The organism is Acinetobacter sp. P1332, from assembly GCF_044057475.1.
In the GTDB taxonomy this organism is placed as follows: Bacteria; Pseudomonadota; Gammaproteobacteria; order Pseudomonadales; family Moraxellaceae; genus Acinetobacter; species Acinetobacter johnsonii.
On sequence record NZ_CP171157.1, the window covers coordinates 3,537,532 to 3,550,773 of the forward strand.

At 42.0% G+C, this 13,242-nt stretch carries 10 protein-coding genes, 1 rRNA gene and 1 pseudogene; 8 read left to right on the forward strand and 4 right to left on the reverse strand.

Translation table 11 applies throughout. The annotated features are described in order from the left end of the window. Position 1: 1 nt before the first annotated feature. The gene (locus ACFN7Z_RS17340) at positions 2–802 is read left to right on the forward strand and encodes an ABC transporter ATP-binding protein (RefSeq protein ID WP_159151862.1); all 801 of its coding nucleotides are present in this window, start codon (positions 2–4) and stop codon (positions 800–802) included. Between the two features lie 355 nt (positions 803–1,157). After that, positions 1,158–1,796, forward strand: a complete 639-nt coding sequence (locus tag ACFN7Z_RS17345) for a TetR/AcrR family transcriptional regulator (protein ID WP_058868590.1) — start codon at positions 1,158–1,160, stop codon at positions 1,794–1,796. Between the two features lie 60 nt (positions 1,797–1,856). Here ACFN7Z_RS17345 and ACFN7Z_RS17350 read toward each other — a convergent pair whose 3' ends face one another. Further along, positions 1,857–2,417, reverse strand: a complete 561-nt coding sequence (locus ACFN7Z_RS17350; RefSeq protein WP_062031505.1) for a 5'-nucleosidase — start codon at positions 2,415–2,417, stop codon at positions 1,857–1,859. Between the two features lie 132 nt (positions 2,418–2,549). Then, positions 2,550–3,686: pseudogene (locus ACFN7Z_RS17355) on the reverse strand (TDT family transporter). Between the two features lie 197 nt (positions 3,687–3,883). On the opposite strand from ACFN7Z_RS17355, the gene ribF reads away from it, so the two are divergent. The 6 genes from ribF to ACFN7Z_RS17385 all read left to right on the forward strand — a co-directional run bounded on the left by ribF (position 3,884) and on the right by ACFN7Z_RS17385 (position 11,178). Further along, positions 3,884–4,885: a bifunctional riboflavin kinase/FAD synthetase gene (gene ribF / locus ACFN7Z_RS17360; protein WP_395442300.1), complete on the forward strand. Its 1,002-nt coding sequence runs from the start codon at positions 3,884–3,886 to the stop codon at positions 4,883–4,885. Between the two features lie 64 nt (positions 4,886–4,949). Beyond that, positions 4,950–7,793, forward strand: coding sequence for an isoleucine--tRNA ligase (gene ileS, locus ACFN7Z_RS17365; protein WP_279732344.1), 2,844 nt, complete (start codon positions 4,950–4,952; stop codon positions 7,791–7,793). After that, entirely contained in the window at positions 7,786–8,325 is a 540-nt protein-coding gene (gene lspA, locus ACFN7Z_RS17370) for a signal peptidase II (protein WP_125281747.1), read from the forward strand. Before ileS ends, lspA begins: the two co-directional genes overlap by 8 nt. After that, entirely contained in the window at positions 8,318–8,800 is a 483-nt protein-coding gene (locus ACFN7Z_RS17375; protein WP_004684162.1) for a peptidylprolyl isomerase, read from the forward strand. Before lspA ends, ACFN7Z_RS17375 begins: the two co-directional genes overlap by 8 nt. Before the next feature lie 155 nt (positions 8,801–8,955). Beyond that, positions 8,956–9,498 (forward strand): NADPH-dependent FMN reductase, encoded by a 543-nt coding sequence (locus tag ACFN7Z_RS17380; protein ID WP_114836732.1) that lies wholly within the window; start codon positions 8,956–8,958, stop codon positions 9,496–9,498. A 645-nt stretch (positions 9,499–10,143) separates the two neighbouring features. After that, on the forward strand, positions 10,144–11,178 hold the full coding sequence (locus tag ACFN7Z_RS17385) for a TauD/TfdA family dioxygenase (protein ID WP_279699727.1): 1,035 nt from the start codon (positions 10,144–10,146) through the stop codon (positions 11,176–11,178). A gap of 34 nt (positions 11,179–11,212) precedes the next feature. On the opposite strand, the gene ACFN7Z_RS17390 is transcribed toward ACFN7Z_RS17385, so the two are convergent. Both ACFN7Z_RS17390 and rrf read right to left on the reverse strand, forming a co-directional pair. Next, complete coding sequence (locus ACFN7Z_RS17390; protein ID WP_094148650.1) at positions 11,213–12,370, reverse strand: PQQ-dependent sugar dehydrogenase; 1,158 nt, start codon at positions 12,368–12,370, stop codon at positions 11,213–11,215. 601 nt (positions 12,371–12,971) lie between these two features. Then, positions 12,972–13,086: ribosomal RNA gene (rrf, locus tag ACFN7Z_RS17395) — 5S ribosomal RNA — on the reverse strand. Between the last annotated feature and the right edge of the window lie 156 nt (positions 13,087–13,242).

The window sequence follows — 13,242 nt, forward strand, 5'->3', positions numbered from 1 at the left end:
GATGACTGATTTAAGCCTTGGTCGCCACGCCAATATTCCATCGCCGCCAAATCACAATCAAGACATTAACCCTCAAGCGGTGCTTGGGGCCGAAATTATTATCGAACAACTGCATAAGTTTTATGGTTCAGTTAAAGTCCTTGAAGACTTAGATCTACATATTCAGCCGGGTGAGTTTTTAGCCATTGTCGGACGCAGTGGTTGTGGTAAAAGTACCCTCCTGCGCCTGATTGCCAACTTAGAACAACAAAGCTACGGCGAAATTAAGTTTAAGTCCGCACGACACCTCCGCGAAGGGATTACCGCAGACGATATACGGGTCATGTTCCAAGATCCACGACTGTTACCATGGCGCTCCATTGAACAAAACGTACAACTGGGGTTGCCGAAACAACAACATGCCACTGCCTCGGGTCTGCTAGAAAAAGCCGGACTCAAAGAGAAAGCGGGACTTTGGCCTTCGCAACTCTCTGGGGGACAGCGTCAACGGACCGCTTTGGCACGCGCTTTATCGCATAAACCACGGATTTTATTGCTTGATGAACCTTTGGGAGCACTCGATGCCTTAACCCGCTTAGACATGCAGAATTTGATTGAAAAATTATGGACGGAACAAGGCTTTACCGCCATTTTAGTCACCCATGATGTTAGTGAGGCTGTTCAACTGGCCGATCGGATTATTTTGCTGGACCGTGGCCATATTGCCAAAGAGTTTCAAGTCGACCTACCCCGCCCTCGCGTCAAAGATATGCCGTTCAATACCCTTGAACAGCAGGTGTTAAATGCGGTTTTAGCCACATAAGTAGACTAAAAAATCCTTAGCTTGGGGGGCTAAGGATTTTTTATGCTGAATTTCAGTAAAAAAACAAGACCATCATATAACTTAAGCATACTTTATTTTAATAATGTAATAAATTTCACGTTATTTTTATCAAAACATACCACTTCACATTGAATTATTTCATATAGTTTAGACAAAATAGTTTTTATATAATTATATTTTATTGGACAACTTTTAGAATTTATCGCAATTTAAGAGACAATCTACAGAATAAATGATCATTATTCAAAAAATTAAATTTCCACTTTGTGCACAAATCTGATGATTTGCCGTACAATTTGTCCTTCCCCCTTTTTATTGTTTTTTAAATTACAGAATGGAACAGAAAAAGAGTACTCAAAAACGCCACCAGCTGCTGAATGCTGCACTAGATGTCTTCTCGCTCTATGGATTTAATGGAGCAAGCTTAGATGAAATCGCACAGATTGCTGAAATGCACAAATCAAATATTTTCTATTACTATGAAAATAAAGAAGCTTTGTACGTTGAAGTTTTAACGACGGTTCTACAAAAATGGTTAGCCCCACTACAGATGTTAGAAGCTGACTTAGAGCCGGAAGAAGCGATCACCAACTACTTATTGCAAAAAATTGAGGTTTCTCGGACTCAACCGAAAGCGTCTCGCTTGTTTGCTTTAGAAGTGATCCAAGGGGCTCCGCATATTTTGGAAATCCTCAAAGGGCCTTTAAAGAAGTTGGTCAAACGTAAAGCCAAAGTCATTAGCAATTGGCAAGAGCAAGGTAAAATTTCAACTGAAATAGACCCTGAGCTGTTAATCCTCAACATTTGGGCCTTAACACAAAACTATGCTGACTTTGCCACGCAAATGGAAATGGTAACAGGTAAAACCCTACGTAACCGCAGTATGCAACAACGAGTCATTCAACATACCGTGCATATGATGCTGTATGGCGTGATCCCGCGAACACCGTCTGCATTATTCAAAGCTGAGTAATTTTGGCATACGACCATAGCACTCTATGGTCGCCGAATTGAAAAAGACAGAATCAAAGCCTCAGATACTTTCAAATAATGCTAATAATTTCTGAGCTCCCAATAACAAATTGTCTTCCCAGTCCAAATGCGCGGTGTCGTTGGCACCATCTGAAATATATTTGACTGAAATCAGACGGACACCCTGTTTTTTACAGACCTTTGCCAGCGCATATCCTTCCATATCAACCAAATGACACGGTACTTTGGGCTTACCTGTTTCAAAGCTATCCCCTGTTCCACAAATGCCGGTACGGAGCTGCTGGAAAAACGGTTCTAAGTGAATTTCCGCAGGATGCATGGTGTCAAATGGGGTAAAACCGACAGCGAAACCCAGTGGAGAGACATCCATGTCGCGTTGTACAAATTGAGAGACTTCAACCAATTCGTGCTTATCAAAATACGTACTACCTGCTGTGCCTAAATTAATCAGGGTTTTACAGCCTGTTTTTTGAATCACTTCAAATGCTTTATAGGCCGCGTTGACTTTACCAATACCGCTGTAGTGAACTTCAATCCCTGCTTGCTCAAATAATCCTTTAGACTCATTTGGCAAAGCCATGATTAGTGCAACATCCGACATAAAATACTCAAAGAACAGACTTCATTCATGCCATTAGAAAACAAATCGATCCGAAAGAAAAGCGCCTCTGGTCTCTGCTACACCAAAGTGTATAAGACCAGATGACGCTTTGAACTGAAAGGATTGTAGAGCTCATTTATACTGCTGTTCTAAATAGGTTTTTAAGCAGGGTGAAAAGAATAAATGACCTTGATAAAAACCGTGTGCCGTCTTGGTTGCGACCAAACTCCATAACAACATCAGGATGGCTGCAAAAGCATAACCAACAGCATACAGGAAGGCCAAATTGAGTTGCTGGGCTAAGGTGAAGATTGCCAGTGTATATACGCCCAATGGGAAGGTCAGTCCCCACCAACCCATATTAAATGGTAAGTCATGTTTGGCATGGTGCAAAGTCGTCAGTAGCGCAATCCCCAACCACCACAGTCCAAAACCCAGCAGGATTAAACTGGCCAAAATCCCTGCCTGATGAAATAACTGACCCAGTTGTGCTAAGCCCAAACTCGCCATCAGCGTCGGTGCCTGATGCCCCAAAACCAATAACGCCAAAGCAGCAGTGCCTATCGATCCCAAAGCCAACCAACTGCTGACCGCCAACTCTTTTTCAGGCAGTTTATGTAAGACCAAACGCAACATTAAAATCGTTAAAATTGCAAAGGCGGGTAATACTGAAACACCTCACAACACATAACTGCCCAATAAAATCGCAACGGCGTGAGTATCAGTTGCCAAATGCCCCAGCAATAAACCACCACTGCTGGCTGCAACTTCACAGGCCACGATCGGCAATAACCACACTGCGGTCATCTGCTGTAAAGCATGCTCCTGATGTCGATACATAGCAAAAGGAACTGCCCACGCCACCAAGAGCGCCAAGACTATATTTGCATACCAGAGCGTTTGCGCAATCTGTACAGCTGTGTCGCCATAAATAGGCTGACCATATTTTAAAAAGCCATTGAGGATGGTGGCCAGCGCCATCGGGATCGTCCCTAAAAATAGACTCATGCTTGGATGTTGAAAAATCTGTTTGGCTTCGTGCGGATAAAATGCCCAATGTAAGCCATATAGCACACTAAAAAGTACGAACAGTAAAATATTGAAATACCACAGCCCTGTGCCGAGTTGCCATGTGAATGCCTTTAACATCGGAAACGCTGATACAATTAATGCCACAACACCTGTTCCCATACTGACAGTGAACCAGTTGGGGGTGAATTGACGGATCAGATTTTGCCGCTGTCCAAGTTGTGTAAATGGTTTTTGCATGAGTTCGGCCTCATTTAAAATCTACATTTATACTAATCAAATTTATAAATAAGAAAAATTGATTAATTTATATTAAATAAATCAATAAAAATATACTTTGCACTAAATTTTGCGTTGTCAAAAAACAACCACAAGACGAATGCCCAAGAATATGGCAATATATAAGCCGTTCTTAATTCCAAGCACTTGATTTGCCCATGAAGCTGCTCCGTCTAAATGCTTTGCCTTCACATATCCAATTAGAAAAAACCGCTGTCACTATCGGTAATTTTGACGGGGTGCATTTGGGTCATCAAGCCATGATTCATCAGCTCAAAGCCGTTGCAAAACAACAAAATCTAAAAACAGTGGTGATGATTTTTGAGCCTCAACCACTTGAATTTTTTAAAGGTTATGATGCTCCACCGCGTATTTCATCATTGCGTGAAAAAGTCGAATATTTAACTGAGCTGGGTGTGGACTATATTGCGGTCGCGAAATTTGACAACAGCTTCCGCAGTTTAAGTGCAGAACAATTTGCCGATATTTTAAAAGAAAAACTCAATGCCCAAAGTTTGGTTTTAGGCGATGACTTTCACTTTGGTAAAAACCGCCAAGGCAACAGCGAATTTCTCGAAAACTATGGTTTTCAAGTCCACAATCTAGAAACCATCCTCGCAGAAGGTGAACGCGTCAGTTCAACTCGGATTCGCCAAACATTGGCCGCAGGGGACTTGGCGCTGGCTGCTCAGTTATTAGGGCGCCCTTATAGCATTACGGGTCGGGTACAATATGGCGACCAAATTGGCCGAACCCTTGATTTTCCAACTATTAATGTACGTTTAAACCGACATAAACCCTGTTTAAACGGCATTTATGGTGTAGATGTGATGTGTGAAACCACGTCTTTACGCGACAAAGTGAAAGCAGACCATCCTGATCGATTAGGGGTTGCAGGATATGACCATTCAGCGCTTTTTGGTGCGGGTCATGTCGGAACACGTCCAGCCATTCAACAAGCACAGCCAGAATGGCGATTAGAAGTACATTTCCCTGATGTTTCTGCTAATCTGTATGGCTTGTTAATGCGGGTCACTTTCTTGAACTACTTACATGGTGAAAAGAACTACCCTTCGCTGGAAGCACTCAAAGCGGGAATTGATGATGATGTGGTGAAACTGCTTGAGTTCCGCCAAAACACCCCCACATTTCCCTTTTAAATACCAATCAATTTTATGTAAAACGCGTCAGCCGAGCCGCTGATTAAATTGGAAGACATCTTGCATGAGCGATAAGCAAACTACTGAAAATGCAGTGGATTATAAAGCCACACTCAACCTCCCAGGTACCGAATTTGCCATGAAAGCAAACCTCGCGGTGCGTGAAGCAAAATGGTTAGAAGAGTGGTATGCCGACAACATTTATCAGCAGATTCGTGCGTCGCGTATTGGCAAGAAAAAATATGTCCTGCATGACGGCCCTCCTTATGCAAATGGCCAAATTCACTTGGGTCATGCGGTCAATAAAGTTTTAAAAGATATCATTATTAAAAGTCGTATTCTCGACGGCTTCGATGCTCCTTATGTACCAGGTTGGGACTGCCACGGCCTTCCGATTGAACTGAAAGTAGAAGAGAAAGTCGGTAAAGTGGGTGTGAAGGTGGATGCTTCTACTTTCCGTAAAGCCTGCCGTGAATATGCTTACACCCAAGTTGAACTGCAAAAGAAAGACTTTGTGCGTATGGGTGTGTTTGGTGACTGGGACAACCCTTACCTGACCATGAACTTTAAGCAGGAAGCGGACATTGTGCGCTCTGTTGGCGCGATTGCAAAAGCAGGCCATATCGAACCAGGTCTTAAACCTGTGAACTGGTGTTTAGACTGTGGTTCAGCTTTGGCTGAAGCTGAAGTGGAATATGAAGATAAAAAATCTGACGCGATTGACGTTGGTTTTACGGTTGTCGACTTAAAAGAATTAAGCGCACGTTTAAATCTCAACGTAGACACTGCAACAGATATCGTAATTTGGACCACCACACCTTGGACTTTGCCTGCAAACCAAGCAGTTGCCGTCCATGCTGAAATTGACTATCAACTAGTTCAAGTTAGCACCGACCGTGGCGTGCAAAACTTTATTTTAGCTAAAGACTTAGTTGAGTCGGCAGTTGAGCGTTATAAGCTTGAAAACCCTGTGGTTCTCGCTGATTTTAACGGCTCAGCAATCGAAAACCTATTATTACAACACCCGTTACTGACCGATCGTCAAGTGCCTGTGATTTTGGGTGAACATGTCATTGCAACCAGCGGTACAGGGGCGGTACATACTGCACCTGGCCATGGTGTAGACGACTATAAAGTTGGCTTACAGTACAACTTAAAAGTTGAAAACCCAGTGGGTGGTAATGGTGTGTATTTACCAACTTCACCGATTTTTGCAGGCGAGCACATCTACAAAGCCAATCCAAAAATCATTGAAGCATTGGATGCAGTTGGTCGCTTATGGGCACATCAACCGATCAAACATAGCTACCCACACTGCTGGCGCCATAAAACACCGATTATCTTCCGTGCGACCCCACAGTGGTTTATCAGCATGGATGCACAAGGTCTGCGTCAAAACGCTTTAAATGCGATCGAAAACGAGATCAGCTTTGTGCCTGATTGGGGTAAAAATCGTATTCAAGCCATGATCGAAGGTCGTCCAGACTGGTGTATCTCACGTCAACGTACGTGGGGTGTGCCAATCCCATTCTTCGTGCATAAAGACACCAACGAGCTCCATCCGCGCACAGCCGAGTTGATCGAAGAAGTCGCGAAATTGATCGAACAAGAAGGGATTGACGCTTGGTATAACCGTGAAGCGAAAGACTTTATCGGGGATGAAGCGGAACAGTACAACTGTGTGCGTGACACTTTAGACGTGTGGTTCGACTCAGGCACAACGCACTATGCCGTGTTGCGTGAACGCGAAGAACTCACCGATCCAGCCGATTTATACCTTGAAGGTTCAGACCAACACCGTGGTTGGTTCCAGTCTTCATTGCTCACCTCGATTGCGATCAATGAACGTGCGCCGTACAAAGGTTTACTGACCCATGGCTTCGTGGTGGATGAAAAAGGCCGTAAGATGTCAAAATCTTTGGGCAACATCATCACCCCACAAGACATCATTAAAGACATGGGTGCAGATGGCTTACGTTTCTGGATTGCATCAGCCGATTACCGCTATGAAATGACTGCTGGTAAAGAAATCTTTAACCGTGCATCAGATGGCTACCGCCGTATTCGTAATACCTTGCGTTTCTTATTGGCAAACTTAAATGGTTTCAAACCATCGACGGATGCACTTCCTGTAGATCAATTGATCGCACTTGATCAATACATCTTGCAACGTGCAGCGGACGTACAGAAAACTATTCAGCAAGCCTATGAAGATATGAACTTCCATATCGTGGCAAATGCACTAACCAACTTCTGTATCAATGACTTGGGTGGTTTCTACCTCGACATCATCAAAGACCGTCAGTACACCACCAAAGCCGATTCACAAGCGCGCCATTCAGCTCAAACTGCGCTGTATCATTTGGTTCAAGCCTTTGTACGTTGGATGTCACCAATTTTGAGCTTTACCGCTCAAGAAGCATGGCCTCTCATTCCAGAGCAAACTGAGAAATACGTGTTCACTGCGGAATGGTATGACATTCCTGTGGCTTCAAAAGCAAACTTGTTGTCTGAAGCCGATTGGCAAACGCTGATTGCGGTGAAGTCTGCGGTGAACAAGTTCATCGAAACTGCGCGTACCGCGAAAATCGTGGGTTCAAATCTCTCTGCCAAAGTTGAACTGTGGGCAGATGCAAAACTCAAAGACGTACTGGATCGTTTAGATGATGAACTTCGCTTTGTTATGATCACTTCACAAGTCTTGGTCAATGCATTCGATGCAACTCAAGGTGAAGCCTCTGATCTGGCAGGTCTGAATGTGCAAGTCTCTGCGGCTGATGGTGAAAAATGTGTACGCTGCTGGCATGTGCTGCCAGATGTGAATACACATGTTACACATCCAGGTTTATGTGGTCGTTGTATTATCAACCTTCCTACAGGCCAAGGCGAAGAGAGAAAGTATGCCTAACCCTCAACAGAAAAAGGGCTTATTCCAATTCTATCCGCACAATTTGGTGTGGGTAGGTTTGGCTATTCTAGCAATTGTCTTAGATCAATGGACCAAATGGATTGCCAGTACCCATCTGAATTATGCAGATCCAGTACCAATCCTGCCCTTTTTAAATTGGACTTTATTGCATAACTATGGGGCAGCCTTTAGTTTCTTGTCCGATGCGGGCGGCTGGCAACGTTATTTCTTTACCTCTCTTGCAGGTATTGTATCTGTCATTTTTCTGTTTTGGCTGATGCGTATGCCCAAAACCGTAAAAGTGCTGCCCATCGCGATTGCTCTTATTTTAGGTGGTGCTATAGGGAATTTAATTGATCGTGTAACCTTAGGTTATGTGGTTGATTTTATTCATGTGTACTATCAAAACAGCCACTTCCCTGCGTTTAATATTGCAGATAGTGCGATTACGCTAGGAACGATCCTTTTGTTGATCGATACCTTTTTTCTCGAAAAAAACCGTATCCAACGTGCCGAAGTAAACCATGACTGATTTTATTAATCCCAATGAAGAAACTCGCGTGAGCGAAGGTTCAAAAGTAGAGTTACATTTTTCTGTTTGCATTGAAAATGGCGTAGAAATTGATAACACACGTAGCCGTGAAGAGCCTGTAAGCCTAGTGATGGGTGATGGCAGCTTACTTCCTGGTTTTGAAAAAGCCCTGTTCGGTTTACGTGCTGGCGACCGTCGTACGGTGAGCCTACCACCAGAAGATGCTTTTGGCCCGTGGAATCCTGAAAACGTACAACAGTTTGATACGGTCAAATTTGAACAGCGTCCTATTGAAGGGCACATGATCGAGTTTGAAGACAAAGCCAAACAAAGCCTGTATGGCGTAGTGAAAACTGTAGGTGATGACATCACCGAAGTCGACTTTAACCATCCATTGGCAGGTAAAGATATTACCTTTGAAGTTGAAATCTTCAAAGTGACGCCTGCTGGCCAACAAGGCATCAAAATTATGTAAAGCCACAGATCGATTGTCTGTGTTTCATTTAAAGCTCCTTCGGGGGCTTTTTTAATGCCTCAAACATTTGTCGATCAGATACATATTCAATCTATGCAAAGCCTAATTTTCATACTACCGTAACGTAATCACATTTATTTTCCCAAGGATTTTTCATGAAAATTCAGGTCATTATAGGCAGTGTGCGCGAAGGTCGGACAGCCATTAAAGTTGCGCGATGGGTGCAAAAAGGCTTTGAACAACTAGAACTCAATACGGTCCAACTCGAATTAGTCGACTTAAAAGAGTGGGATTTGCCAATTTTTTCAGGTGCAAATCCCCCAATGACAGGGATTTATGATCAACCCAAACAACAAGCATGGGCCGACCACATTGCCCAAGGTGATGCCTTTATTTTCATTAGCCCAGAATACAATCATGGTTATAGCCCTGCACTTAAAAATGCCCTAGATTACTTAGGCAAAGAATGGCAAGGTAAACCTGCGGCCTATATCAGTTATGGTGGTACCAATGGCTCACGTTCCATCGACCAAATTCGCCAAGTCGGTACTCAGCTCGGTCTGGTCGATACCAATGCGGTGATTGAAATTCGAGATATTTTTTCACGCAATAAAACCGAAGATTTTGAACCAAATCCTTTTGATGAGAAGAATCTAAAAGCAGCAATTGATAAACTCATTAAATATGTCAGCGCATAAGCATGAGATTATTCTGTACGCTATTGCTTACAGTAACTTAAGTATTTGTCGGCTTTTCAATAAACAGCATCGACGCTATAGTTAAATCATACAGAGACAGGATGTCTCAGATTAAAAACAAAAATAACAACATACATAGCAGGATGCTGATCGGTAGGACAGGAGTTATACCGTTTGAAAGAATTTAAAAAGCCCTCGACAGGATGTCGGGGGCTTTTTAATTGTATTGATTCTTAGCTCAATATTTCTCCAAAAAACCAAATCAAGATCAGATATTAACTAACCTCTTATATGCTTCAATACTTTAGAAGAAGCTCGTGAATACAAATTAAAATTGGTCTGAATGGATGTCTTTCTCAACTTAAATATTATAAAAATAATGATATAAAACATATATATAAATACAAAATACTTCCCAAGTAATCATTTCCGTCCAACGTACATATTTAAGCGCTAATCTATAAATTAGATCCATCAAATATTAAGACTTTCACCGTTTGTCGGTATGTTCTTCTGTACAACGAAATATTACATCTGGCGCTCGCACTACACTTTATACTCTCGCCCACTGAACATTTGCCGCTTTAGCCAAAATGCTTCAGTCCAATACAATAAATTAAAAAAACAAAAATAGAGACCATTCACATGCAACTAAACACCACACTTTTAAATGATTATTGCAAAATTTATGTCGCTGACCCCGAATATACAGATGTAGATGCTCTAGCTGCCTATGTTAGAGTCCATCGCACAGAACTTATGCAAGAGTTGCATCAGTACGGCATCTTATTATTTCGTGGCTTTAAATTACAACGTCACTATGAATTTCATGAGCTCATCGAATATCATTTTCAGCTTGAACCTTGGCATACATTTACGCCTAAAAAATCAGGTTGGTTCGCCTCTTTCATTTGTAAATATAGCGAAAATCATGCAGGTCATGATAGACCTTATCTCAACCACAATACGGTGCAATTAGGCTCTGTTGAAAACTCAATTCAAGGTCCACATGTCGAAGGTGGCCTACACTCGACTCGCTCGCGTTATATTGCCTTGTTTTGCCAAGAACCCGCGGACCACTTACTCGAAACCGGGTTTAATAACCTCGAAAAAATTTGGGCCCATTCTCCAGTCAGCTCACAACAAAAATACTTAGGCGCATGGAACCATTTTTCTTATATTTCAACACGTAAGCTTAATCTATTTGATCGCTTGACCTTCAATAAAAACTCATTTGGTTTCCAGAAAAAATCAAATAAAGAAAGCAAACTTACCTTAAAACGCTCACCTTTCGTTGTCATACACCCGAACACGCAAAAGTTGATGATCCAGCCGTGGGCTTTTGCAAACAATACCAATTCTTTTGCCCATCAAGCTGCACAAAAAAGATTTAAGCAGCGAGGAAAGCTTCAACCAGACCCTACGGCTCATTGCATGCAACTGTCATGGGAACTTTTCACCCATGAAGGTGAAAAAATTGAATGGACCGATCAGGAAAAACAGCACTTCTTTGAAGCCTTATATCACGATGCACTCTTGCTCAAATGGCAAAAAGGGGATGTCGCCTTGATCGATAATATTAAAATTGTCCATTGGCAGATGAATGGCAAACAAGGACAACGAAAACTGATGCAGATCCAAGCCAATGTCTTCAATGCCGATCAACATGCTGCGCTTTAAAACCGTCTTTCCTAGCAACACTCTATTCGGGTGATTAATGTGAAAGCAGCTGAATTAAATCTGCATGTTTCCCATCCTCAATCACCCAAATACTGCCATCTTTCGCTTGTTGTAAACCACGGATACGTTCTTTCATATCTATCCGTTGGATTTCTTTTACTGGCTGTGCTTTGGTGTCTACAATAATTAATGCTTTAGATGAAAGCCCACCAATGATGGCTTTATCCTGCCACTTTGGAAACATCTGTCCCGTATAAAAAATCAAACTCGATGGAGAAATTACGGGTGTCCAGTCTAATTTTGGCGTTTCAAACTCAGGCCGCGTGGCGTGGTCAGGGATATTCACACCACTATAATGATCACCATTCGAAACGATTGGATAACCATAGTTTTTAGCCTTTTGAATTAAATTAAGTTCATCCCCACCTTTGGGGCCCATCTCCACCACCCAAAGTTGTTTTTTGGCATCCAAGGCCATTCCCAAAGGATTACGATGCCCCAAACTCCATATTTGTTTTGCGACATCACCCTGCATCTGAAATGGATTATCTGAAGCAACCGAACCATCATCATTCAAGCGAATCATTTTTCCAAGGTTCGATGTTAAATCTTGTGCAGGCTCAAACTTTTGCCGTTCTCCCGAACTAATCCATAATTTCCCTGCACCATCAAATAACATCCGATGTGCATAATGTCCCTGCCCGCGCACCTTGGGTACTTGTTTCCATATCGTTTTAAGGTTGTCTAATTGTGGTTGCGCCTGATCTAAATTCAAATCAGCACGAATCACAACCGCACCATAACCACCTTGCACTGCTTCTGCATAGCTAAGATAAATTTGATGGTTTTGTGCAAACTCAGGATGTAAAGCAATATCGCCTAATCCGCCCTGACCACCATAAGCCACTTTAGGTATATTCCTAATGAGAGTCTTTGTCTGATCTATCGGATTAAATAAAATCAACTGTCCTGATCTTTCAGTAATCAATAATCGCCCATCAGGCAATACCGCTAATGCCCATGGCTCATTAAATTCAGCAATACGTTTGAGGTGTATAGATGTGCCTAAAGAAGCAGAACTGTCCTGTTGTTCCTGTGCTGCTGACTCCGCTGGTCTTTGTGCATGACATGCCATTAATCCAAAAAATGCACTCACTGTCATCAACAAACAAAAAGCTTTTTTTCTCAGCATTGCCTTCCCCATTAAATGCACGAACACCATTCATTGTAGAGAGATCATAAGCATAAGGTTATCCGCTATAAGATGAATCTATGTAAGCCAAAGCTTACAAAAACTGAGGAAAGTGACCACTAGCCTTAAAACAGCTTACAGCATATATTAAATACATCAGGAGACAGGACGTTTCCCAAACTTAAAACAACAATAATCAGTTTGAGCATCAGGATGTGAGATATGACAGGAGTTGTATCTAAGCACTGAAATACAAAGAAACCTCGACAGGATGTCGGGGTTTCTTTTTTATAGAGCACATTAAAATCTAAATCAAAACCTGTTTTGGCATATTTTGCATGATCACGAGTTAACTATAGCCATATTCCATTTAAAGATATTGCTAACAAACTATGAACATTTGATCGACTATTCAATATTTTTAAAAATCTAAAAATAAAAATGTTAGATAGATTAAATGTCATGATCGATAAATAAGTAAATCAGTATGTAGAAACCTATCCTAAACCTCAATTAGACGATTGATTCGTTTATTATTTAACCTTCCTTGCATAAAAAAATCCCCCTATCTCATTTGAGTTAGGGGGATTTAGAATTAATGAGCTGGCGATGACTTACTCTCACATGGATAACTCCACACTACCATCAGCGCTAAGAGGTTTCACTTCTGAGTTCGGGAAGGGATCAGGTGGTTCACTCTTGCTATTGTCGCCAGCACAACTGTTTATGACTATTCGTTGGGTCTAACCTCAGAGCAGTGCTCTTCGTGCCTAACTTTCATCAAATGAGTTATTAACAGGTATATTTGAGTTGGATATTTTATCTAGCTTTATAACTAAATCAAGTTGTTTGCAGTGATTTGAACCACAACA